Below are 22559 nucleotides of genomic sequence, written 5' to 3'. Positions count from 1 at the left end.
AGGTCCCCCCGACGGCTCTTTCAGTCCGTACAGGACGATCATTAATCTGGTTGTCAGCGGCTGAACTGAGGTGGTGGCAGTGGCGTCCACGCAGTCCGACCAGGCCCCGATCCCGGCGGCGCCCACCGAGTGCGACCTGGTGATGCAGGGCGGGATCACCAGCGGGGTCGCCTATCCGGCGGCCGTGATCGAGCTGCACAAGCACTTCCGGTTCCGCAGCATCGGCGGGGCCTCGGCCGGGGCGATGGCCGCCGCGGTGACCGCCGCCGCCGAGTACGCCCGCGACAGCGGCGGCTTCCAGCGGCTGGAGGCGCTGCGCGCGGAGCTGCGCACCCCCGGGCTGATCGCCGGGCTGTTCAGGCCGACCCGTGACGCGGCCCCGCTGTTCCGCATCCTGTTGGGAGCACAGGCCAAGCACACCGATGGCGCCAAGGCCATGACCTACCTGTGGGGCCTGGTCCGCTGGCTGTTCCTGCCCGCGCTGCTGTCCGGGGCCGCGGCGTTCGGCCTGGGCGTGGTGCTGGTGCACAGCGCGGGCGGCACACTGGGCGGGCTCGGCGTGCTGGGCTGGGTCGTGTTCTCCTTCGGCGTGCTGGTGACCGCCGCGCTCGGACTGGTGGTCGCGCTGGGCTGGTCGGTGCGCGGGCTGGTCAAGCGCATGCCCGCCAACAACTTCGGCATGGTGCCGGGCGCCAAGCAGCGGCCCGCCGACGCCGACGCGCTCACCGACTGGCTGCACAAGAAGATCCAGCACATCGCCGGGCGGGCCGAGGACGATCCGCTGACCTTCGAGGACCTGCTCTCCCGGGGTGTTGACCTGCAACTGATGACCACCGACGTGACCGGTGGCCGCCCGGTGCGCATGCCCAACGGGTCGCACTCCGGGGTCGAGTACCTGTTCTCCGTCGACGAACTCCGCCCGCTGGTTCCCAAGCCAGTGCTGGACTTTCTCGCCAGGACCTGCCCGGTGCGCTACCCGGAGGCCGGTCAGCTGCGCGCGTTGCCCGGCGGCGGCATGCCGGTGCTGCTGGCCGCCCGGATCAGCCTCGCCTTCCCGGTCATGCTCTCCGCGGTTCCACTGTGGACGGTCAAGGAGCAGGGCGTCGCACGGCACTGGTTCGCCGACGGGGGCATCTCCAGCAACTTCCCGATCCAGTTCTTCGACGCCTGGCTGCCCACCCGGCCCACCTTCGGCCTGTACTTCGGCGCCCCGATCCCGCCGACCGGCCGGCCCGAACCGCAGCGCCCGCAGCGGCTGCCCGATCCCACCAAGGTCGTCGGCTACCTGCACTCGATCCTGTTGGCGGGCATGAACTGGCACGACACGCTCCAGGCGCAGCTGCCCGGGTTCCGCGATCGGGTCGTGCCGATCCCGCTGTCCGACGGCGAGGGCGGGTTCAACCTCACCATGCCGCCGGACATGATCGCCGACGTGGACGCCAAGGGCGCCGCCGCGGGCCGCCAGCTCGCCGCGTTCGACTTCCACCGGCACTGGCTCGACCGCTACGCCCTGACCATGCGCATGGTGCAGCGCAACCTGTCCCGGCCGCACGACGGGCGGGTCAGCTTCCGCGAGGCCTACACCGAGCAGTACGGGCGGTGGTTCGCCGAGGGGGCACCGGGGACCGAACTGCCCGAGGGCGTGACCGCGGTCTGGTGCGGCGAGGCCGCCGAGGCCACCAGCGGCCTGCTGGCCAGCTCGTGCGCCTGGCTGCCCAGCGGGGAGTCCTTCGTGGACGGTCAGGACCCGCTGCCCCCGATGACGATGCGGATCACCCCGGACGTCTGAGACGCGGGAGCCCGTCCAGGCGGGGATTCGGGCTCCCGTGGCCGAGACTCGCGTGCGGCTGGCCGGGACTCGTGCTCCGGTGGGCGGGATTCGCGTGCGGGTGGCCGGGACTCGTGGGTCAGGTGAGGAGTTGGTCGCGGACCCGGTCGAGGTGGCGGGACATGATCTCGGCGGCGCGGTCGCCCGCGCGGGCGTCGATCGCGGTGATCAGTTCCTCGTGGTCGTCGATGGAGGCCTGCTCGTGGGAGAAGGCCACCTCGATGCTGGCCCGCAACAGGATCACCCGCTGCTGCACCAGGCGGACCTGCTCGGCGATCAGTGGGCTGCGCGCGGCGTCCATCAGCGCCTGGTGAAAGGCCAGGTCGAGCCGGTACGGGAACTCGCCGGTGGTCAGCCCGGTCCGCGCGCGGATCACCGCCCCGCGCATCTTGACCAGGTCCTCCTCGGTGCGCCGCTGGGCGGCCAGTGCGGCGGCGGCGCACTCCAGGGCGGTGCGCAGCTCGAACAGCGCGCGCACCTCCTCGGGCGTGAGCTGCGGCACGCGCGCGCCCCGGTTCGGGGTCAGCACGAGCAGGCCCTCGCTGGCCAGGTGGCGGATCGCCTCGCGTAACGGGCCGCGGCTGATGCCCAGGCGCTGGGACACGCCGACCTCGTTGACCCGCTCCCCGGCCGCGATCTCGCCGGTCAGCACCAGCTCGCGCAGGACCGACACCGTCTGACCGGCCAGGCTCACGTGCACGGGGAGGTCGACCGACATGTGATGAACCTCCACCTTTACAACGATCCAGGGCAAGTTGTTAACTGTCGACAGTTTACAGTTCATCTGCGTGAGGGGACCGAGGTGCACGAGCTCGTGGCGGAAGTGTGGCGGGGCGAGTTCCTGGAGTCGGTCCACCACGGCTCGGTCGTGGCCGTGGACGCGCAGGGCCGCCAGGTGCTGGCTGTCGGCCAGCCCGACGAGCTGACCTACCCGCGCTCCTCGAACAAGCCGTTCCAGGGCCTGGCGATGGTGCGCAGCGGGCTCGCGCTGGACGGCGAGCTGCTCGCACTGGCCTGCGCCAGCCACTCCGGTGAGCCGTTCCACGTCGAGGGCGCGCGCCGGATCCTGGCCGGTGCCGGACTCACCGAGGACGCGCTCCAGTGCACCCCCGACCTGCCCCTGGGCGAGCAGGCCAAGCAGGCGCTGCTGGCCGGTGGCGGGCAGAGCGCCCCGATCTACATGAACTGCTCCGGCAAGCACGCCGCGATGCTGGCCACCTGCGTGCACAACGGCTGGTCCACGCACGACTACCTGGAGCCGGGCCACCCGCTGCAACTGGCCGCCCGCACCGCGCTGGAGGACCTGTCCGGTGAGTCGGTCGGCGCCGTGGGCGTGGACGGCTGCGGCGCCCCGCTGTTCGCGATCACGCTCACCGGGCTGGCCAGGGCCTTCGGCAGGCTGGCCGCAGCGCCCGCGGGTACGCCCGAGCGCCGCGTCGCCGAGGCGATGAGCCGGTACCCGGAGTGGGTCGGCGGCACCGGGCGTGACGTCACCGAGCTGATGGCCGCGCTGCCCGGGTCGGTGGCCAAGGACGGGGCCGAGGGCGTCTACGCGATCGGCCTGCCCGACGGGTCCGCCGTGGCGGTGAAGATCGCCGACGGCTCCACCCGCGCCCGCCCGGTCGTGGTCGTGGCCGCGCTGCGCGAGCTCGGCCTGGACGTCAGCGGGCTGTCCGCGCTGGCCGAGGCGCCGGTGCTGGGCCACGGCCGCAAGGTCGGCGGGGTGCGGCCCGCGTTCGCCGCCGTGGCCGCCTGAGGGCGTAAGACTTCGTCAACCGCGGGTTCGCTGTCGATCTATTAGCTTGGTGGCATGGAACCCGTTGTCGGAGCCACCCCGAAGGTCGTCAAGTCCGAGCAGGAGTGGCGCGAGCAGTTGAGCCCGCAGGAGTACGCCGTGCTGCGCCAGGCGGGCACCGAGCGGCCCTGGACCGGGGAGTACACCGACACCAAGACCACCGGGGTCTACGAGTGCCGGGCCTGTGGGGCGGAGTTGTTCCGCAGCGACACCAAGTTCGACTCGCACTGCGGCTGGCCCTCGTTCTTCAGCCCGCTGGCGGGCGACCGCGTGGTGCTGCGCGAGGACCGCGCCATGGGCATGGTGCGGGTGGAGGTGCTGTGCGCGACCTGCCACAGCCACCTCGGCCACGTCTTCGAGGGCGAGGGCTATCCGACCCCCACCGATCAGCGGTACTGCATCAACAGCATCTCGCTCCGGCTGGTCGAGGAACAGGCACCCTAAGCCTTGCTCAAGAGGTCTTGTTCCGGTATTCCGGCGGGCTGAAGATTGGTCCCACAAAAGGTTCGCCAAGGGACCGGAGGGGCCATGAGGGACAGGACCTGGCGTCAGCGGAAGTAGCCGGTCTTCCGCCCCGAAGAAGGGGTGCTGACCTGCGAGGATGAACGTGTGGTCGGTCGGTGGCCAGGGGGCTCCGACGGACGTGTAGGGGGCGGTGCCGGGTACTGCGGCCGACTGGGGGTCAGCCGCAGCACCCGGCCTTTCTTTCACTGTCGTCATTCACTCGGAACACATTGGCGCAATAGCCTGATCGAGTGAATTTATGTCGTTTCCTTCGGGGGTGGAGGATGGGACAGGAACCGTGGGGCATCAGTGGCCCCGAATTCCTTTCGTACTACCTGGTGGGCATCGGGGTCGCGCTGCTGGCGGCCCTGCTGGTCCGAGTGGCCGCCAAGGCCGCTCAGGCCGGACCCGCCCGCCAGCTCAGCGCGTCCGAGCTGGGCTACCTGTCGGGTGGTCCGGCGCGGGCGGTGGAGACGGCCGTGGCCAGGCTGCTGGAGTCCGGTGCGCTGCGCGCCTCGCGCGGCACCGGCTACCTGGTGGCCACCGGCCCGGCCTCGGCCGACCCGCTGGAGGCGGCGGTGCTGCGCAAGTGCCGGCCGCCCACCGGCTACGGGCTGGTCGCGTTGCAGAACCGCCTCGCCGAGTCCCGTGAGCTGGCGGCGATCGGCGAGCAGCTGGTCCGGGACGGCCTGGTGGTCGCCCCGGCGCGGGCGCGGGGTTTCCGCACCCTGTCCGCGGCGCCGATGGGCCTGGTGTTCCTGGTCGGGCTGGCCCGGTTCGTCAACGGGGTCAACCTGCACCGGCCCGCCGGGTGGCTGGGCGCGCTGCTGGTGCTCAGCGCGGCCCTGACCGTGCTGCTGGCGCTGCTGCTGCGCAAGCAGCACCTGAGGACCTTCCGCGGTGATCGGGTGCTCAGCCGCACCATGAAGGCGCGCAACGTCATCGGGTCGAACGAGGCGCTGCTGCTCGGCGGTGCCGCCGGGGCCGTGGTGCTCGGCGGGCTGCTCGCCTTCCCGGACCGGGACGTCACCTCGGCGATCTACCCGGCCACGATGACCACCGGCTCGTCCGGGTCGAGCTGGTGGGGCGGCGGCGGGGGCGGGGGTTCCAGTTGCAGCAGTGGCGGCGGGTCGAGCTGCGGCGGAGGCGGTGGCGGCGGTTGTGGCGGCGGGGGGTGCGGGGGATGAACACGCCCCTGCTGGAGGTCGGCGTGGCGCGGCGGCACCTGGTGGTGCGGCCGTGCCGTGCGCCGATGACCGGGGGAGGTAGCTCGTGCGCACTGTGACCGCACCACACCTGGGCGTCGGCATCGGCTGGCGGCCCGAGATCGACCTGACCGTGGAACGGCTGCCCGGTGTGGACTTCGTGGAGGTCGTCGCGGAGAACCTGCACCCCGGCGAGCTGCCCGAGTCCCTGCGGCTGCTGGCCGAGCGCGGGCTGCCGATCCTGCCGCACGCCGTGTCCCTGTCGCTGGGCGGCGCCGACCCGGTGGACGCGGCGAGGGTGGAGCACCTGGCCGCCGTGGCCGAGACCGTGCGCGCACCGCTGGTCAGCGACCACGTGTGCTTCGTGCGCGCGGGCGGGCTCGACGCGGGCCACCTGATGCCCGTGCCGCGCACCCGCGAGGCGCTGGAGGTGTTGGTGGCCAACGTGAAGCAGGCCCAGCGCCTGCTGCCGGTGCCGTTGGCGCTGGAGAACGTGGCCGCGCTGCTGGACTGGCCGGGCGCCGAGCTGACCGAGGGCCAGTTCCTCGCCGAGCTGGTGGAGCGCACCGACTGCTGGCTGCTGGTGGACGTGGCCAACCTGCACGCCAACGCGCGCAACCTGGGTACCGACCCGGTGGAGTTCCTGACCGCGATCCCGTTGGAGCGACTGGCTTATGTGCACGTCGCGGGCGGGGTGGAGCGGGAGGGGCTCTACCACGACACGCACGCGCACGCCGTGCAGCGCGAGGTGCTCGACCTGCTCGGCGAACTGTGCTCGCGCACGAAGCCGCCGGGCGTGCTGCTCGAACGTGACGACGAGTACCCGACCGACGAGGAACTGGCCGCCGAGCTCACCGCGATCCGGGAAGTGCTGTCATGACTCGCGAATCCCTTGCCCTGCAACAGGGTGAGCTGCTCCGGGCGCTGCTCGCGGGTGGCCAGCCGCCCGCCGGTTTCGACCCGGAGCGGATCGCCGCGCAGACCAGGGCGCTGCTGGCCAAGCGGCGCCGGGTCGTCGCGATGATCCGGCCCGACCTGGCCGAGGCGCTGGGCGACCGGTTCGCGCTGACCTTCACCGCCTACGCCGTGGACCACCCCCGGCTCGCGGGCAGCCGCGCCCGCGAGGACGCCGAGGCCTTCGGCACCTGGTTGGTGGACCAGGGCGAGCTGGCCGCGCCACGACGTTCGTGGTGGCGGCGGGCGCGTTAGCTAGCGCGGGTCGGCCCCGTCGCGGGGCAACAGGGTGCCCAGCGGGCCCAGGTCGAGGTTGAGGTCCGCCGCGGTGAGGCCGAAGGCCGCGCGCAGCTCGGTCATCCGCTGTTCGAGCAGCATCAACGTGGTGCCCAGCCGCTCGATCTCCGCCTCGGACAGGTCCCCGAGGTCGACCCGGCGGACCGCCTGGCGTTCCAGGAGCTGCCGGAGCAGTTCCACCACGGTCAGCACGAGGCGGGCCAGTCCCCGGTCCACCCCGTCGGGGCTGATGTCCACCCGGGGCCCCGAGTCACGGTCCACCTGGCGCCCCCTCCGGCAGCAGGCTGGTCACCAGCGCCCGCAGGGACACCTGGACCAGGTCGATGTCCGCGACGCTGATCGTGAGGTCCCCGACGAGGACCACCCCCTCGGCGAGCAGGCGGTCGAGCAGGTCCACCAGCGCGACGGGCTGGGCGCTCTGCGGGGTCACGGCCGCGCCCCCTCGTCCACGAAGGAGTAGGGCGCCCACGGCCCGGTGACCTCCAGGCGCAGCCCGCGATGGCTCCGCGGCAGACCCGCCACCACCCTCCGCAGGCCCGGCACATCCGCCCGCCGCACCAGGTACGCGCCGTTGAGCACCATCAACGATCCGCGCGGGCGCAGCAGTCGCTCCCCGGCCGCGAGTGCGGACAGCTCGGCGTGCACCTGTCCGCTGACCCAGATCACCCGGTCGGTGCGCTGGGCGTCCCGGTGCTGGGCCGCCCGTCGGCGCAGCAGGTACTCCGTGCCTGACCGACCGGGGTAGGTCGCCGCGGCATCCTCCGTCTCCGCGCAGTCGGCGTCCAGGTAGCCCTTCACACCCCACTCCTGGTGGTCCTCGAACCGGTCGAGCAGGCTGCGGAACCGGTCGGGGTGGCCGGTGAGCAGGGCCAGCACACCGGCCAGGCCCTCGCACACGGTGCCCATGCGCAGCGGGACGGTCGTCGTGCGCAGGGCGAGGCTGTCGACCACGTGGTGGTGCGCGCGGGCGAACTGCTCCAGCCGGACGGGGTCCGCCAGCGCGCCCTGCAACGCGTCCACGCCGAACTCGGCCTGGTCCACCGCGCCGACCACAGCCGTGACACCGCCCGCGGCAACCACGTGCGGCTGTTCACCCCCGACCCCGCGCAGCCCGTACACCCAGTCCAACTCCACCCGGCGCGACACCGCGTACAGGTACCTGAGCGCCCGCTCAACCACTCTCGCCCCCCTGCCTGTCCGGCAAGGCCTCCGCGGCCGCGAGGCGCTGCTTGAGCAGTTGGTTCTCGGCGAGCAGTTCCCGCGTCGACCGGCCGCCCGAACTGAGCGAGGGGTCGTGCTCCCACCAGTCGATGCCCATCTCCCTGGCGCGGTCCACCGAGGCGATCAGCAGCCGCAGCCTGATGGTCAGCAGCTCGATGTCGAGCAGGCTCACCCGGATGTCCCCCGCGATGACCAGGCCCTTGTCCAGCACGCGTTCCAGGATGTCGGCCAGGTTCGCGGGGGCTGCGTCGACACTCAAGTCCAGTCCTCCATGCTGCTCCGGTAGTACCTGCGGGTCCTGCGCACTGACAGCAGCCCGCCGTCCGCCGCCAGCCGGATCTCGTAGATCGCGATGATGTCGTTGGCGGAGGGCACCCGGCGTTCCTCGACCACCTCGATCCCGACCTGCCAACCGTCCTCGGCCGCCTCCAGCCACACCACGCCCCCCGGCTCCCGACCGGTGAGCTCGGCGAGGTACCTGCCGGCCTGCCGTGCGTGCTGGAGCCCGTCCGCCGCCGCACGGCCCAGCTCGTCCTCGGACACGATCAAAGCCCCTCCGGTCCCGGTGGTCGGGCCGACCACAGGCGGTCGAGCAGTTCCTGTTCCAGGCGGTCACCGTCCTGTTCGGACACTTCGCCGCGCTGCCTGGCCCGCGCCAGCTCCGCGAGCTGACCGCGGATCACCTGCGGGTCGTGCAGTTGGGCTTGCGCGTGTTCGGCCAACCGCTCCGCCAGCCAGATGACCCCTCGGACGGGTGCCAGCGGCAGCGTGACCAGAGCGCTGAGCAGACCCATCGCCTCACTCCGCTCCGGTGAGGGAGCCGACGAAGTCGTAGACGGCCATCGGCCCGAGCAGCCGCAGCCGCATCCGGTGCCCGACCCGCTGGGCGAGTTCGTCCACGGCTTGCTCAAAGGCGGTGGCGCGGGACAGTTCGACCAGGAACGCCGCGTCCAGGACCTCGTACTGGTCGGCAGGTTCCCGGACCTCGACGGCCACGGCTTGTGATCGCAGCGCGGCCTCCAGCACTGCGGCGTCCCCGGCCCGCTTGCGGTCGAGTGCGCGGGCGACGGCCTCGCCCAACCGCACGCGCTCGTGGTGGCCCGCTCGCTCGGGCAACCGCGCCACGGCCGCGCGGAGTCGGCTGATCCCGCGGTCCTCGTCCAGCAGTTCGGTGAGCACGACCTGCTCCAGGTAGCGCACGCCCAGGACGAACTGCGCCTTGCCGTTGAGCCGGTCGAGGGCCTGGCTGACCAGGTCGTGCTGTGCGGCCAGCACTTCCCGTTCGACTGCCCGCTCGTCGGGCACCACCGTGCCGAACCGCATTGGCAGCACCGGCGCGGTTCGGGCTAGTTGGTCGAGCACCGCGCTGTGGCCCAACAGGTCGCTGCGCGTCCCAAGTGGACGGTCCGTCGGCGCCTCGCCCACAACCGCGGCCAACTCGCGGTGGTGGACCAGCCTGAGTTCCGCCCCGGGCAGGTTCTCGGGCAGCGTCGTCAGTCCCGGTACGAGTCCGTAGACGTAGCAGGCACGGTCCGGGAAGTCGTTCGTCATGCCTGCAACTCCCGCTCGGGCACCGCCGAGGCGCTTGTGGGCCGCGTGCCCGGCAGCTCCCCGGGGTCCGGCATGGGCACGCGGTTGACCGCCTCGGCGAACCGCAGGTAGGTGTCCACGCTGGCCACCACGATCCTGGCGTCGATCGTGAGCAGTTCGATGCCCACCAAGGAGATCCGCACGTACACGTCGATGACCAGACCCTTGTCCAGGATCAGGGCCAGGACGTCGGCCAGTCCGCTCGCCGTGGGCCTCTCCACTCCGGCCGCACCACGTGTCTGCAGAGTCATCGCACCACCTCTCGGCTCGCTGGTAGTGAACAGCAGCCGGGCACAGCGGCGGCACAAGCGCGGTCGGGCCCTCAGCGGGAGGTGAGGCGGCCCGCGTCCAGCACCACGGCCCCCGCCGCCGTGCAGGTGCGGAAGACCGCGCCGTCAGCGAGTTGCCAGGCGCTGACGAGGAGTTCCTCACCGGGTAGCACTGGAGCGCTCATCCGTGCGTCCACAGTGGACACTCGGTGCGCGCCCCCGCCGAGCAGCTCGGTGATCAGCAACCGGCAGGTGATGCCGTACGTGCACAGCCCGTGCAGGATGGGCCGCGCGAAACCGCCTTTCGCCGCGTAGACGGGATCGCTGTGCAAGGGGTTGCGGTCACCGGAGAGCCGGTACAGCAGCGCCTGCGTGGGCGAGGTGGTGAAGCGCAGCACGACGTCCGGTGGGGAATCGGGCGGTTGCCACCGGGGCGCCGACGGGCCGCGTTCGCCGCCGAACCCGCCTTCCCCGCGCAGGAACACCGAGGAGCGCGCGGTGAACGCGGGCTGCCCGGTGTCGGCGTGCACGGCGTCGACCCGGCTGAGCACCAGCGCGCCCGAACCCTTGTCGAAGATGTCGGTGACCTGGCGGGTCACCTCGACCGTGCCCGCGACCGGCAGCGGCCGGTGCAGCTCCAGCGACTGCCCGGCGTGCAGCACCAGCGACTCGTCCACGTCCCCGAACACCTGCGCGGGCTCGGTCCAGTGCGTGAGCGCCAGGGCCAGCGTGGGCAACGCCTGCTGGTCCACGCCGGTGGAGTTCTCGGTGGCGAAGGCCAGTTCGTGCGCACCGACGCCCACCGCGTAGCGCAGGGCGTCGTCGGGGGTCCAGGACTTGCGCCACGGACCCTCGACGACGCCCAGGATCGACTGGTCGATCACCCGAGGTAGCCGCCGATCTTCGCGTGGCCCTTGAGCAGGTTGCGCGCGATGGTGCGGCGCTGGATCTCGTCGGTGCCCTCGTAGATGCGCAGCAGGCGCAGCTCGCGGTACCAGCGCTCCACGGGCAGTTCACGGGTGTAGCCCATGCCGCCGTGGATCTGCAGCACGCGATCCACGATCTCGTTGGCCTTCACACCGCCGTACAGCTTGGCCATGGACTGCGCCTGACGGGAGTCCACGCCCTGGTCCACCTGCCACGCGGCGTGCAGCACCAGCCAGCGCAGCGCTTCGATCTCCACCGCGGAGTCGGCCAGCATCCACTGGATGGCCTGCCGCTCGGCGATGGGCTGGCCGAAGGTCACCCGGGTCTTGGCCTGCTCCACGGCCATGTCCACCAGCCGCTCGCAGGCGCCGATGGCCCTGGCGGGCAGCAGGTAGCGGCCCTGGCCGATCCACTGCATCGCCAGCCGGAAGCCCTGGCCGACCTCGCCGAGCACGTTCTCCTCGGGCACCCGCACCTCGTCGAAGACCAGCGCGGCCGGGCCCCACTCGCCCATGGTGTCGATGGGCTCGGACTTCCAGCCCATGTCCCGGTCGGCCAGGAAGCAGGTGACCCCGCCGTCGGCGCCCTTCTCCTTGTCGGTGACGGCGAAGACCATCACGAAGTCGGCCTCGTTGCCGCCGGTGATGAAGGTCTTCTCACCGCTGATCACCCACTCCGAGCCCTCCTTGCGGGCCGAGGTGCGGATGTTGCGCGCGTCCGAGCCCGCGCCCGGCTCGGTGATCGCGAAGCAGGACTTGCGGTCACCGGCGATGGTGGGCAGCAGGTAGCGCTGCTGCTGCTCCTCGTTGGCGTGGAACAGGATGTTGTCGGCCTTGCCGCCCAGGTAGAACGGCACGAAGGAGCGGCCAAGCTCGGCCTCGATGAGCGCGGCGGTCACCGCGTCCAGGCCCATGCCGCCGTACTCCTGCGGGGTCAGCACACCCCAGAACCCGGCCTCCTTGGCCTTGAGCTGGAGCTCGCGGGACTGCTCGAAGGTGAAGCCCTGCTGCCCGGCGCGCTCGCGGCGCAGCACCTCGGCCTCCAGCGGCATGACCTCCTTGCGCACGAAGGTGCGCACCCAGTCCCTGATCTCGCGCTGCTCGTCGCTGAGTGAGAAGTCCACGCCTTACCCTCCTGCGCAAAACCGAACGGTGTTAGGTTTTAAATGTACGGGAGGGAGGTGGCCGATGCCAAGGCCGAGCACGCCGCTGCTGAGCAGGCGGCGCATCCGGGACACCGCGCTGGAGCTGGTCGACCGCGAGGGGCTGGAGGGGCTGTCCATGCGCAAGCTCGCCGCCGAGCTGGGGGTGCGCGCGGCCTCCCTGTACAGCCACGTGGCCACCAAGGAGGACCTGCTCAACGAGATCGCCAACGAGATCATGGAGCGGGTGGACGTGTCCGGCTTCACCCAGGGCTGGCGGCCCGGCCTGGCCTCCTGGGCCCGCTCCTACCGGGCGGCGCTGGCCGAGCACCCCAACATGGTGCCGTTGCTGTCCCAGGGGCCCGGTCGCCGCGACGCCGCCCTGCGCAGGGCCGACGCCGTGCACGGGGCGCTGGTCGGCGCGGGCTGGCCGCCGCGCTACGCCACCATGATCGGCGCCTCCACCAAGTACCTCGTGGTCGGCGCCGCGATGAGCTCCTTCGCCGCGGGTTTCTCCGACGACGCCCAGCTGTACGTGGACCGTTACCCGCACCTCGGGCAGGCCCACCTGCTGCGCGAGCACGCCCAGGAGGTGGACCAGGACAGCTTCGAGCTGGCCCTGTCCGCGCTGCTGACCGGTCTCGACACCGTTTACGAGGCGCTGACCGGCCAGTCGTGAGAGGGTCTGCGGTGTGGCGGAGCACCTCGAACTGACCGTGCCCGGTGGCCCCGACGGCGAACGCGTCGTGCGGGTGTCCAGCCCGGCCAAGGTCTGTTTCCCCGAGCGGGGCATCACCAAGCGCCAGGTGGTCGAGTACTACCTGGCCGTCGCCGAGCCGCTGCTGAACGCGCTGCGGGACCGGCCGACCACCCTCAAGCGGTACCCCGACGGGGTCACCGGTGAGCCGTTCTACGCCAAGCGGCTGCCCAAGGGCGCGCCGGAGTGGGTGCAGACCACGCGGGTCACCTTCCCGTCCGGGCGTACCGCCGAGCAGCTGTGCCCCACCGAGCCCGCCGTCATCGTGTGGGCCGCCCAGATGGGCACCTTCGACTTCCACCCCTGGCCCGTGCGCAGGCCCCGAGTGGACCAGCCCGACGAGCTGCGCGTGGACCTCGACCCCCAGCCCGGCACCGACTTCCGCGACGCCGTGCGGGTCGCCGAGGTGTTGCGCGAGGTGCTCGGCGAACTCGGCATCACCGGCTACCCCAAGACCTCCGGCGGGCGCGGCATCCACGTCGCCGTGCGGATCCGCCCGGAGTGGGACTTCATCGCCGTGCGGCACGCCGTGATCGCCCTGGGCCGCGAGGTCGAGCGCCGTGTGCCCGAACTGGCCACCACCGCCTGGTGGAAGGAGGAGCGCGGGCAACGCGTGTTCCTGGACTACAACCAGGCCGCCCGGGACCGGACCATCGCCTCCGCCTGGTCCGTGCGCGGCACCCCGCGCGCCACCGTGTCCGTGCCGGTGACCTGGGACCAGTTGTCCACTGTGGACCCTGACGACTTCGACGTGCTGACCGTGCCCGACTGGCTCGCCCAGCACGGAGACGCCAACGCCCCCATGGACGCCGAGTCGTTCGGCATCGAAACCCTGTTGCAGTGGTACGAGGCCGACGACCGCGGTGAGATGCCCTACCCGCCCGACTACCCCAAGATGGCAGGCGAACCCAAGCGGGTACAACCGAGCCGTGCCAAGGGTTCTACCAGCTGAAACAGCCTCTGATGGAGTTGGTCGAGGGCTAGCATACAGTCCACTCGCCGGATAACCTCGGCTCATGATCGAGGAGCCGCTGGTGGACTTGTTGGCCTCCTTCCGTCGTGATCTCCGCGCCGAGGGGCGCTCTGACAACACCTACCGCGCCTACAGCCAGCCAGTCCGCTTCTTCGCCGACTGGCTCGGCGAGCAGGGGCGCGAACCCGTGCTGGGAGAGCTGAGACGCGAGTCCATCCAGGAGTGGCTCGCACAGGTCGCCAACCGGCTCACCAAGGGCACCCTGCGCACGTACTGGGTCGGACTCCACCGATTCTGCACTTGGCTTGTCACCGAAGGGGAGCTGTCTGCGCACCCGATGGCCGGGATGCGCAAGCCCGCGCCCTCCGATCCGATCGTGCCCGTGATCACCGACGACGAGCTCAAGGCGTGGATCGGGGCGTGCAAGGGCAAGGAGTTCGCCGACCTCCGCGACGAAGCAATCATCCGCTGCCTGCTCGACCTCGGTGTGCGTGCTTCCGAGATCTGTGCCACGACAACGGAAACCGTCGACTTCGAGCGTGACGCGATTCTCGTCAACGGCAAGGGAGGCAAGATCCGCCTTGTCTACTTCAGCTCCAAGACCGGACGAGCCCTTGACCGCTATCGCCGAGCCCGTGCCAGGCACCGGCACGCACACCTCGCCGCCTTCTGGCTCGGTGAGCGCGGTGCCATGACGCCTGACGGCCTGCGCTGGCTCGTAGACAAGCGCGCTCAGATCGCTGGGATCACCGGACCGACCAACCCGCACCGGTTCCGGCACACTTACGCGCACGACTTCCTGCTCAACGGTGGGGAAGGCCAGACCCTCAAACGACTCGCGGGCTGGTCCTCGGACGCCATGCTGGAACGCTATGGCGCGTCCGGCGCCGATGTGCGCGCTGAGGTCGCAGCCAGGCGACTGTCCAGAGGGGACCGTGTGTAGCCAGGGCGTCACTGGTGACACGCCCGTGTTGTTCTTGTTCCATGACTCCCGAGCAACGAACCCTGCGGGCCCGCATCGCCGCTCACGCGTCCTGGGCCAAGACCACTGACCGCTCCGCTCGCACCGCTCCCGCCCGCCGCGCGTCCTTGGAACGCTTCGAGCATCAAGTCGACCCTGACGGCATCCTGTCTCCGTGTGAACGTGCCCGACGTGCTGAATCCGCTCGGAGCGCTTACTTCTGCCGACTCGCCATGCTCAGCGTGAAGGCCCGCTCACGCAGAGAGTGATTGACGAGCCCTCCTCGCTTGTTCGTGCTCCACGTGCGCTGAACCGCAAGGGCGGCAACGACAATGGTGCTTCGCGTACCGCGAGTTCGTCCCGTGCGGTGGCAGCACTGCGGGCATCGGCTCGTTCCTTTCCTCCGCTACCTGCCTTCGTCCCTCCGGATCCAGTCCACCCCAGATTCCCCACGGATCTCGTTCCTCGAACGCCTCTAGCTCGCAGAATGTCCTTACAGGACAGGCGGAACACAGCGCCAGGCAGCGCAACTTCTCCGCTGGTTCCGGATCGAACCACTCCAAGTCCAGCCGCCCACCGCATGCCGCTGAACTTCGCCAGCTCCTTCTCCGCTGGTGTTCGTGATCTGGGCGTGCGTCATCGCCAGGACTATCCATGTGCAGGTTCCTGTTCGTGTGCTCAAGCCGCGTCGGCTCGCTGAGGTTGGATGCGAGCTTCACGACCATGCACGGCTCGGCCCGCGCGAATTCCCCAGTGCTGCAACGAAGTAGAGCGTTACGTGCGTCCACAACCCACTGCTGACCCGGCTTGCGCTCCCGGTCAGCCTGCGGCCTGGTCGACGGTCACACCCTCACCTGTTCGGTCGTGAAAGCTTGCTGCCACAGGTGTAATCGCCAACGCTGTGCCACACCAGTACGCGGATGGGCCATCATCCATTCGGAGTAACGCTGCTGGATGATGTGGACTGCTCACACGACGGTGCGTCAGCGACCGATCAGTGCGTCGTGAATATGATCGTCGAGGTCGAGCACGAACGACTCACTGCGCCACGGCCGAAGTGCTTGGCGTACTTGCCGGATGCGCTGACCGGAGACGCGGCCACCGGTGTGCGCCGTGATGTCGACGGCTTGGTGCATCAGCTCGGCGCAGGCATCCGGGCTGTTCAGCCGTAGTCGTGCCAGAGCGAGGTCGGTGCTGACAATGCCGCGTTGGACCAGATCACGTGGTCCGTCAAGAGCCGATACGGCAAGGGCGAGCTGATCGTGTGCTCGGACGGCATCGCCAACGTGCAGTGCGCACAGTCCGTCGAACCCTGCGAGGCGCGTGGCGTTGAAACCACCGCAGGGATCGTCCTCGGTGAGCTGGTCCACCGTTGTCCACGCCTTGTTCAGCGCGCGCTGAGTCTCCGTGTGATCACCAGTTCGGGCACGGAGTTCCGCGTGGATGGCATGCGCACGAGCCCGCATGGTGTAGCTGGCTCCGCGGTGAGCCTCAGCAACTGCTTCGCGCGCCAGGTCAGCAGCTGCGTGCGGACTTCCGGTGGCGTGCAAGGTGACCATGGTGCGGCTGGTGAGGACGGCAGCACGGTAGAAGCGTTCCGGCAGCCCTCCGGCGGTGTTGGTGGCTTCCTGGTAAAACGCCATGGCGATCTCATCATCGGCGAGCTCGAACGCCAGCCGCGCAGCCAACGTGGTGGCGTCCGAGGCGAGGACGAGCAGCTCGTTGGACGGGCTGTCGGCTTTGAGTAGCAGCCGACAGAGCTCGACGATTGGCGCGAGTTGTAGCTGCAACCGACCGAACGGTGTGTTCCCGACTTGCCGGGCGACACCGGCAACGCTGCCAGCAAGCTGTTGGAGAAGCTCCTCGTCGAGTCGTCGTTCGCCTTTCAGGACAGCAGCTGCCTGAGCTTGCATTGCGGGGGAGAGCCACACGAGCCACTGCGCGTTGTCCGTGTTCGCGGCTTGGGTGACCAATGCGGTGATCTGCACGAGCCGCTTCGGCGAAGTGCCGAGGTGTCGGAGCGCCGTCGCCAGGACGGCAAAGTCGGAACCTGGCCCCATGTGGAGGCTGCCCGCCGGTGTGTACGCGTAGATGTGCGCGAGCAGAACCTGGTAGCGCTCGCGTGGCGCCGACGTGCCAGTCACGCTTTCCCAGCGCGCCAAGGTCCTGACGATGCTCGGAAGCTCAACCTGCATCACCGAGGCGATCCCGAGTCGCCGCGCGGCCGTCTGGAGTGCACGTGCGAGATCAGCCCACGACCAGCCGCGGGATTCCCGCAGCCGTCGCAGCAGCTCCACACCGGCCAGGCGATCTCCGCTGGTCACGGTTCCAGTACACCACCTTCTGAGCTGTCCACGGGTACGACCACATGCGGCATCCCCCGTTCAGCGGCGTAGTCCAGGGTGTACCACGTTCCACTGGTGCGGGCGGTGCCCGCAGGGAACCCAATGACCAGCCCACTACGGTCGACCATCCAGCGGTTTCGCGCGTGGTAAGCGGCAGTTCCAAGCCGTGGTGCCCCCAACTCGACCACGTTGGTCAGACGGCCTGCTTCTGCGGCGCGGTCAACCGCATCGCGGGCTTCTGCCGGTTGGTCGGCCATTGTTGACGGAGCAACCACGATCAACGAGGAATCGGTGTGCTCTGCGAGCCAGAGCAAGGCGTGCGAGTCGATGCCAACGGCACCGCCGAGGTAGAACCGTGTGTCCGGCAGCGCGAACGGCCGCAGGTAAGTCGCAAATGCCTGGGCGAGGACCGGTGTCATTCGCGCAGAGCGAGTGCCGGTGATCGTCACAGCGGGAGGCTGCGCCGAATCTGAAACGTCATCGAATGTCATCAGCCGCTGTCCTCCGTGGTCGGGTTCTTATGGGTGTACCAACACTCGACGTCAAACGCACCACGGAGATTCGCATGCGCCGTCGTCCGCTCCGGCCGCACCCCCGCACATCGACCGCCTCGCTGAACTGGGGCGCCTGATGCCGAATCGGACGTCGTTGATCCGTCGTCTCGCCGAGTTGCGCTCCAGCTACACCGGGGAGACCGATTCCTCCGTGCTGCCCGCGATCAGCCAGGGCGGCCAGCTGCTGGACCCCGACGAGCGCGCCCAGCTGCTCTCGACGCTGGCCCACAACTGGGTCACCCGCGCACTCGGCGAGAACAGCCTGCCCCCGCTGCCCGCCCGCATCCGCCAAGCAGTCCTGCCCGACGCCACCACCCGAGACCAACGCGAACTCGAATCCGGCATCCTCGCCGCCGCCGGACGCGCCGTGAACTACCTCCACCTGCGACGCCCCGCCGACCTGCTGCGACCCGCCCGCGTGTTCCGCATGGTCCGCTCACTCCCAGGCGACCTCGTCCTGCACATCGAGCCACCCGCACTGGCACCACTCATGCTCGAACTGATGCCCCGCATCACCGCCGACGACGTCCTGGGCCTACCCGGCCTCCGCGCCCGCCTGCACCGACGCCACGTCGAGCTCTACCTCGTCGACACCGACCCACCCGCCACCGTCCTGATCTCCAACGTCTCCTACCGCCAATGGCTCGCCGCCATGGCCTTCCTCGACGCCGCACCCCTCGACGGCCACTCGCTCGACATCTTCACCGAACCCTGTGCCCTCACCCCACAGGAAGCCACCGCCATCACCACGGGATGGCGTGATTCAGCCACGATCGAGATCCTGAGCGCCCTGCTACGCCGGATCCGGCTACTGGGCGACGCACTGTGGACCAGCGTCCGCGTCGAGAACGACCAAGTGCACGTCGACTGGGCGGGCGGAGCCACCACCCCCACGGTGGCCACCGGCCTGATCCACCCCGTGGTCGGCCTGCCCGGCGACGAGTTCGACCTCAGCCGCGACGCCAACGCCATCACCATCCACGACCACAGCACCGAAACCGTGCTGCGCCTCACCCGAACCCACACCCCACAAGCCAGCGTCCTGCTCGACGTAGCCACCCTCGACAGCCGCTGGGACGCCTACGACCGAGTCCTCACCCGTGAACTACCCCATGGCCTTCACATCATCCACGGCACCCCCGCTGAGGTTCACCCCGGGTAGTGGACACCGAGTTAGCAGGACCAGCCGTCCTGCTGGAAGGATGTCCCCATGCCTCCTCGCAAGCGCCGGTCGTACACGGCCGAGTACAAGGTCGAGGCTGCCCACCGCGTGATCGATTCCGGCCGGACGATCTCCGAGGTCGCCCGCGAGCTGGGAATCGACGCGGGCATGCTCAGCGTCTGGGTCAAAGACGAACGGCGCCGGATCACCGCGGCCGAAGTCCATGGCGACAAGCCTTTGGAGGCGGCCGAGCGGGCCGAGCTGCTGCGCCTGCGCCGGCAGGTGTCCGAGCTGGAGAAGGACAACGCGTTCCTGTCAAAAGCCTCGGCGTACTTTGCCGCGATGCAGAAGAACCAGCACGGTTCGCTCTGATGGCGAAGTACGCCGGCCCCGACGAGTTCGCCGAGACCGCCGGCACCATCTCACCGAAGCGCACGCGGTTCTCGGTGCTGCGCATGGCACGGCTGCTGGGCGTGTCGACGTCCGGCTACTACGCGCACGTGAAACGCGCCGCGGTATCGGTGTTGACGCCACGCCAGCAGCGTCGCGCGGACCTCGAGGTGAAGATCACCCAGGCGCACCAGGACTCCGACGGCACCTACGGGTCACCGCGGATCACCGCCGAACTGCGTGACCAGGGCGAGGTGGTCACGGCGAAGACCGTCGCCAAGATCATGGCCTCGATCGGGCTGGAGGGCATCAGCCCCCGCACGTTCAAGGTCAAGACAACCGTGGTCGATCCGACGGCGTCGTTCCCACCGGATCTGGTCGGCCGCGCCTTCGACCAGGGCCGTGTGAATGCGGTGTGGTTCACCGATATCACGTACCTGACCTGTGGTGCGGGCGAGATGTTCCTGTGCGCGATCCGGGACGGGCACTCTCGGAAAGTGTTGGGCCACAGCATCTCTGACCACATCGGTGCCGAGATGGTCACCGACGCCATCGACGCCGCGGTCGCCGCACGTGGCGGCCGGTGTCGTGGCACGATTCTGCATTCGGACCGCGGCGGCGAGTTCACCGCGCACCTGACGACGCAGGCGTGCTTCCGGCACGGGCTGCGCAGGTCGATGGGCGCGACCGGAATCTGCTGGGACAACAGCCCGGCGGAGTCCTTCTGGTCGACGTTCAAACACGAGCACTACTACCGGCATGTGTACGCCACGAAGACAGAACTCGTTGCTGCGGTTGACAAGTGGATCCGTTTCTACAACAGTGTGCGACGGCACTCCGCGATCGGGATGCTCAGCCCCGACGTCTACGAGAAGTCACTGCCAGCGGCTGCGTGAACTGTGTAAGCCCCTGTCCACCGTTCGGGGTGAACCTCACTCTCCTCGGGTGTGGTTGGCATCCTGACCACACTCACCGCACCAACCGCGCCAGTGGTCCAACAGCGAATGAGTGATGCTCAGCAGGCACTAGATGACAGTGGCGTACTGCTGGGTAAGGCACTCAGGTTCTCCAGAGAAGATCATGATGAAGCGGTGTCTGCGAGCGACGGCCGCACGGCAGCCGAGGTGTTCACCGAATTGACGTCGGTGGCAGTCAGCGACCCAGTCATGCTGCGGCCGTTGCTGCCCATGACAGGCTTAGCTCGGCAAGCACATGATCCAGCACGGCGTTCCATGAGGGTCGATACTGTCATGACAGTGTTCGACCATGCGACTGCGGCAGTGGGAGACTGGGCGGACCCGTTTGATGCGTTCCTGGGCACTTGTTCGGTGGCGTGGCGCAAGTTGGTGTCGCAGCACGACCGACTCCTCCGCCTGCTTCACGACGAGCGTGGGCGTGCTGGCTGGGTCGATGACGTTCTGGATGTTGCGAGCAAACTAGCTGAGGGCCCCTTTCGGAGCTACGGAGCTCTAATCCTGCTGGCAAGCAAGGTGACTGCTGGAGAGGAGACGACGGCAACCGAAGAGTCGATAGCCCGCTACAAGCCGTTCTCCAAGGTGCTCAGAGATTTGGGCAGTGCGCATCCCATCATGGCAGAGGGAGTGGAGTCGCTGATGCGCAACGCAGAGGCTCACTACGACTACATCCCTCACCCCGATGGGATCGAGATCCGCCACCTTCCACCCCGGAACAGCAGCGTTCCACAGGTCGACTTCTTGCTGTTCGACGATCTTCTCGCCGCCGTGCTGAACCTCCATGAGTTGGCCTTGGCGATGGCTGCCGGTGTGATGCGCTGGGTGTGGGAGAGCTGCAACGTCCCATCCCGAGAGAGATTTCGGCGTGACTGGCTCACAGCCTGAGTTCCCGGGAAGCAGATATCAACTAGCAAGCAAAGTGCTGATGTGCTTGCGAGGGGTTGTTCGAGTTCAAGGAAGTCGCCAATGGCGATGCGCGACCGGGCGCGGCCGCTGCGCAGAGCTGGGCGAGGTGTCCATCGGGGTGTCGAGCAGGTCAGCGAACAGCTCGTGCCCGCAGTGGCAGGAGTGGGCAGGCTGTAGATCAGCAGGGGGGGCGGCGGCGCCAGCCAGGGGCGCGGCCCCCAAGTTCCCAGTCAACCAGGCCGAACGGGACGAGCAGGTTGGCCCAGTGGAGGCCGCCGTGCACCGTGTGCCATCGCCGAACGGTGGGTCGACGGGAAAGTGTGAACACAGCGAACTCCATCCAGAACTGGGATCGGCGGAGCAGTGCGTGTACTCCAAGGTGCATCGCCTGGTGGCCTCCAGCCACGCGAACGAGAGGCTGGCTACAGACGTTCACCATGTGCGGCGGAGAGCGGTATGACAGGTGTTGCGGCGTGAGGTTCACCCCGAACGGTGGACAGGGGCTTACACAGTTCACGCAGCCGCTGGCAGTGACTTCTCGTAGACGTCGGGGCTGAGCATCCCGATCGCGGAGTGCCGTCGCACACTGTTGTAGAAACGGATCCACTTGTCAACCGCAGCAACGAGTTCTGTCTTCGTGGCGTACACATGCCGGTAGTAGTGCTCGTGTTTGAACGTCGACCAGAAGGACTCCGCCGGGCTGTTGTCCCAGCAGATTCCGGTCGCGCCCATCGACCTGCGCAGCCCGTGCCGGAAGCACGCCTGCGTCGTCAGGTGCGCGGTGAACTCGCCGCCGCGGTCCGAATGCAGAATCGTGCCACGACACCGGCCGCCACGTGCGGCGACCGCGGCGTCGATGGCGTCGGTGACCATCTCGGCACCGATGTGGTCAGAGATGCTGTGGCCCAACACTTTCCGAGAGTGCCCGTCCCGGATCGCGCACAGGAACATCTCGCCCGCACCACAGGTCAGGTACGTGATATCGGTGAACCACACCGCATTCACACGGCCCTGGTCGAAGGCGCGGCCGACCAGATCCGGTGGGAACGACGCCGTCGGATCGACCACGGTTGTCTTGACCTTGAACGTGCGGGGGCTGATGCCCTCCAGCCCGATCGAGGCCATGATCTTGGCGACGGTCTTCGCCGTGACCACCTCGCCCTGGTCACGCAGTTCGGCGGTGATCCGCGGTGACCCGTAGGTGCCGTCGGAGTCCTGGTGCGCCTGGGTGATCTTCACCTCGAGGTCCGCGCGACGCTGCTGGCGTGGCGTCAACACCGATACCGCGGCGCGTTTCACGTGCGCGTAGTAGCCGGACGTCGACACGCCCAGCAGCCGTGCCATGCGCAGCACCGAGAACCGCGTGCGCTTCGGTGAGATGGTGCCGGCGGTCTCGGCGAACTCGTCGGGGCCGGCGTACTTCGCCATCAGAGCGAACCGTGCTGGTTCTTCTGCATCGCGGCAAAGTACGCCGAGGCTTTTGACAGGAACGCGTTGTCCTTCTCCAGCTCGGACACCTGCCGGCGCAGGCGCAGCAGCTCGGCCCGCTCGGCCGCCTCCAAAGGCTTGTCGCCATGGACTTCGGCCGCGGTGATCCGGCGCCGTTCGTCTTTGACCCAGACGCTGAGCATGCCCGCGTCGATTCCCAGCTCGCGGGCGACCTCGGAGATCGTCCGGCCGGAATCGATCACGCGGTGGGCAGCCTCGACCTTGTACTCGGCCGTGTACGACCGGCGCTTGCGAGGAGGCATGGGGACATCCTTCCAGCAGGACGGCTGGTCCTGCTAACTCGGTGTCCACTACCCG

28 protein-coding genes and 1 pseudogene are annotated in these 22559 nt (G+C 69.2%); 13 read left to right on the top strand and 16 right to left on the bottom strand.

Annotation, left to right across the window (positions count from 1 at the left end):
• Nucleotides 1-79: 79 nt before the first annotated feature.
• A complete protein-coding gene (locus tag KALB_RS33445) occupies nt 80-1789 on the top strand; it encodes a patatin-like phospholipase domain-containing protein (protein ID WP_025360030.1) in 1710 nt (569 codons plus the stop codon).
• Nucleotides 1790-1907: 118 nt separating this feature from the next.
• Here the strand turns inward: KALB_RS33445 and KALB_RS33440 are convergent, their stop codons facing one another.
• A complete protein-coding gene (locus KALB_RS33440; protein ID WP_025360029.1) occupies nt 1908-2546 on the bottom strand; it encodes a GntR family transcriptional regulator in 639 nt (212 codons plus the stop codon).
• An 84-nt stretch (nt 2547-2630) separates the two neighbouring features.
• Between KALB_RS33440 and KALB_RS33435 the strand changes: the two genes are divergently transcribed.
• The 5 genes from KALB_RS33435 (at nt 2631) to KALB_RS33415 (ending at nt 6541) form a co-directional block, all read left to right on the top strand.
• Nucleotides 2631-3584, top strand: a complete 954-nt coding sequence (locus KALB_RS33435) for an asparaginase (protein WP_025360028.1) — start codon at nt 2631-2633, stop codon at nt 3582-3584.
• 54 nt (nt 3585-3638) lie between these two features.
• Nucleotides 3639-4067, top strand: coding sequence for a peptide-methionine (R)-S-oxide reductase MsrB (msrB, locus tag KALB_RS33430; RefSeq protein ID WP_025360027.1), 429 nt, complete (start codon nt 3639-3641; stop codon nt 4065-4067).
• A gap of 344 nt (nt 4068-4411) precedes the next feature.
• Nucleotides 4412-5314: a TIGR04222 domain-containing membrane protein gene (locus KALB_RS48875; protein WP_025360026.1), complete on the top strand. Its 903-nt coding sequence runs from the start codon at nt 4412-4414 to the stop codon at nt 5312-5314.
• A gap of 85 nt (nt 5315-5399) precedes the next feature.
• Nucleotides 5400-6212, top strand: a complete 813-nt coding sequence (locus KALB_RS33420; RefSeq protein WP_236650078.1) for an MbnB/TglH/ChrH family RiPP precursor modification enzyme — start codon at nt 5400-5402, stop codon at nt 6210-6212.
• The gene (locus tag KALB_RS33415; protein ID WP_025360024.1) at nt 6209-6541 is read left to right on the top strand and encodes an SCO6045 C-terminal-like domain-containing protein; all 333 of its coding nucleotides are present in this window, start codon (nt 6209-6211) and stop codon (nt 6539-6541) included. Before KALB_RS33420 ends, KALB_RS33415 begins: the two co-directional genes overlap by 4 nt.
• On the opposite strand, the gene KALB_RS33410 is transcribed toward KALB_RS33415, so the two are convergent.
• From KALB_RS33410 to KALB_RS33365, 10 genes and pseudogenes are all read right to left on the bottom strand, one after another.
• Nucleotides 6542-6844, bottom strand: coding sequence for a gas vesicle protein K (locus KALB_RS33410; RefSeq protein ID WP_030111259.1), 303 nt, complete (start codon nt 6842-6844; stop codon nt 6542-6544).
• Complete coding sequence (locus tag KALB_RS33405) at nt 6834-7013, bottom strand: gas vesicle protein (protein ID WP_025360022.1); 180 nt, start codon at nt 7011-7013, stop codon at nt 6834-6836. The genes KALB_RS33410 and KALB_RS33405 overlap by 11 nt, the downstream gene beginning before the upstream one ends.
• Nucleotides 7010-7762 (bottom strand): GvpL/GvpF family gas vesicle protein, encoded by a 753-nt coding sequence (locus tag KALB_RS33400; protein ID WP_025360021.1) that lies wholly within the window; start codon nt 7760-7762, stop codon nt 7010-7012. Before KALB_RS33400 ends, KALB_RS33405 begins: the two co-directional genes overlap by 4 nt.
• Nucleotides 7755-8069 carry a gas vesicle protein gene (locus tag KALB_RS33395; RefSeq protein ID WP_035976564.1) on the bottom strand — a complete coding sequence of 105 codons (315 nt, stop codon included), beginning with the start codon at nt 8067-8069 and terminating at the stop codon, nt 7755-7757. Before KALB_RS33395 ends, KALB_RS33400 begins: the two co-directional genes overlap by 8 nt.
• Nucleotides 8060-8347 (bottom strand): gas vesicle protein GvpO, encoded by a 288-nt coding sequence (gene gvpO / locus KALB_RS33390; protein WP_025360019.1) that lies wholly within the window; start codon nt 8345-8347, stop codon nt 8060-8062. Before gvpO ends, KALB_RS33395 begins: the two co-directional genes overlap by 10 nt.
• 2 nt (nt 8348-8349) lie before the next feature.
• Nucleotides 8350-8598, bottom strand: a complete 249-nt coding sequence (locus tag KALB_RS33385; protein ID WP_025360018.1) for a gas vesicle protein GvpG — start codon at nt 8596-8598, stop codon at nt 8350-8352.
• Between the two features lie 4 nt (nt 8599-8602).
• The gene (locus KALB_RS33380; RefSeq protein ID WP_025360017.1) at nt 8603-9355 is read right to left on the bottom strand and encodes a GvpL/GvpF family gas vesicle protein; all 753 of its coding nucleotides are present in this window, start codon (nt 9353-9355) and stop codon (nt 8603-8605) included.
• A gap of 65 nt (nt 9356-9420) precedes the next feature.
• Nucleotides 9421-9645: pseudogene (gvpJ, locus tag KALB_RS33375) on the bottom strand (gas vesicle protein GvpJ); the annotation flags it as partial.
• 71 nt (nt 9646-9716) lie between these two features.
• Nucleotides 9717-10547 carry a MaoC/PaaZ C-terminal domain-containing protein gene (locus tag KALB_RS33370; protein WP_051913353.1) on the bottom strand — a complete coding sequence of 277 codons (831 nt, stop codon included), beginning with the start codon at nt 10545-10547 and terminating at the stop codon, nt 9717-9719.
• Nucleotides 10544-11713: an acyl-CoA dehydrogenase family protein gene (locus KALB_RS33365; RefSeq protein ID WP_025360014.1), complete on the bottom strand. Its 1170-nt coding sequence runs from the start codon at nt 11711-11713 to the stop codon at nt 10544-10546. The genes KALB_RS33370 and KALB_RS33365 overlap by 4 nt, the downstream gene beginning before the upstream one ends.
• Before the next feature lie 64 nt (nt 11714-11777).
• Between KALB_RS33365 and KALB_RS33360 the strand changes: the two genes are divergently transcribed.
• From KALB_RS33360 to KALB_RS33350, 3 genes are all read left to right on the top strand, one after another.
• Entirely contained in the window at nt 11778-12410 is a 633-nt protein-coding gene (locus KALB_RS33360; RefSeq protein ID WP_025360013.1) for a TetR/AcrR family transcriptional regulator, read from the top strand.
• 13 nt (nt 12411-12423) lie between these two features.
• Complete coding sequence (ligD, locus tag KALB_RS33355) at nt 12424-13440, top strand: non-homologous end-joining DNA ligase (RefSeq protein ID WP_025360012.1); 1017 nt, start codon at nt 12424-12426, stop codon at nt 13438-13440.
• 64 nt (nt 13441-13504) lie between these two features.
• Nucleotides 13505-14404: a tyrosine-type recombinase/integrase gene (locus tag KALB_RS33350; RefSeq protein ID WP_025360011.1), complete on the top strand. Its 900-nt coding sequence runs from the start codon at nt 13505-13507 to the stop codon at nt 14402-14404.
• A 272-nt stretch (nt 14405-14676) separates the two neighbouring features.
• Here the strand turns inward: KALB_RS33350 and KALB_RS50335 are convergent, their stop codons facing one another.
• The 3 genes from KALB_RS50335 to KALB_RS45975 form a co-directional block, all read right to left on the bottom strand.
• Nucleotides 14677-15078, bottom strand: a complete 402-nt coding sequence (locus tag KALB_RS50335) for a WhiB family transcriptional regulator (RefSeq protein ID WP_420811840.1) — start codon at nt 15076-15078, stop codon at nt 14677-14679.
• A 327-nt stretch (nt 15079-15405) separates the two neighbouring features.
• Nucleotides 15406-16746, bottom strand: a complete 1341-nt coding sequence (locus tag KALB_RS33345) for an NsdA family TPR-like regulatory protein (RefSeq protein ID WP_025360010.1) — start codon at nt 16744-16746, stop codon at nt 15406-15408.
• Nucleotides 16743-17258: a DNA-processing protein DprA gene (locus KALB_RS45975; protein WP_081789660.1), complete on the bottom strand. Its 516-nt coding sequence runs from the start codon at nt 17256-17258 to the stop codon at nt 16743-16745. The genes KALB_RS33345 and KALB_RS45975 overlap by 4 nt, the downstream gene beginning before the upstream one ends.
• A 139-nt stretch (nt 17259-17397) precedes the next feature.
• Here KALB_RS45975 and KALB_RS33340 point away from each other — a divergent pair, with 139 nt between their 5' ends.
• The 4 genes from KALB_RS33340 to KALB_RS33325 are packed head-to-tail and all read left to right on the top strand — an operon-like array spanning nt 17398 to nt 20732.
• On the top strand, nt 17398-18483 hold the full coding sequence (locus KALB_RS33340) for a hypothetical protein (protein ID WP_148309754.1): 1086 nt from the start codon (nt 17398-17400) through the stop codon (nt 18481-18483).
• A 48-nt stretch (nt 18484-18531) separates the two neighbouring features.
• Nucleotides 18532-18855 (top strand): transposase, encoded by a 324-nt coding sequence (locus KALB_RS33335; RefSeq protein ID WP_025358659.1) that lies wholly within the window; start codon nt 18532-18534, stop codon nt 18853-18855.
• Nucleotides 18855-19769: an IS3 family transposase gene (locus KALB_RS33330; RefSeq protein WP_025358660.1), complete on the top strand. Its 915-nt coding sequence runs from the start codon at nt 18855-18857 to the stop codon at nt 19767-19769. The genes KALB_RS33335 and KALB_RS33330 overlap by 1 nt, the downstream gene beginning before the upstream one ends.
• Before the next feature lie 51 nt (nt 19770-19820).
• Nucleotides 19821-20732 carry a hypothetical protein gene (locus tag KALB_RS33325; RefSeq protein ID WP_148309753.1) on the top strand — a complete coding sequence of 304 codons (912 nt, stop codon included), beginning with the start codon at nt 19821-19823 and terminating at the stop codon, nt 20730-20732.
• Between the two features lie 534 nt (nt 20733-21266).
• On the opposite strand, the gene KALB_RS33320 is transcribed toward KALB_RS33325, so the two are convergent.
• Both KALB_RS33320 and KALB_RS33315 read right to left on the bottom strand, forming a co-directional pair.
• The gene (locus KALB_RS33320; protein ID WP_025358660.1) at nt 21267-22181 is read right to left on the bottom strand and encodes an IS3 family transposase; all 915 of its coding nucleotides are present in this window, start codon (nt 22179-22181) and stop codon (nt 21267-21269) included.
• A complete protein-coding gene (locus tag KALB_RS33315) occupies nt 22181-22504 on the bottom strand; it encodes a transposase (protein WP_025358659.1) in 324 nt (107 codons plus the stop codon). Before KALB_RS33315 ends, KALB_RS33320 begins: the two co-directional genes overlap by 1 nt.
• Nucleotides 22505-22559: the final 55 nt, after the last annotated feature.

The organism is Kutzneria viridogrisea DSM 43870, assembly GCF_000525635.1.
In the GTDB taxonomy this organism is placed as follows: domain Bacteria; phylum Actinomycetota; class Actinomycetes; order Mycobacteriales; family Pseudonocardiaceae; genus Kutzneria; species Kutzneria viridogrisea.
Note: the sequence above shows the minus strand (reverse complement) of the source record. Positions and strands in the feature narration are given on the sequence as shown.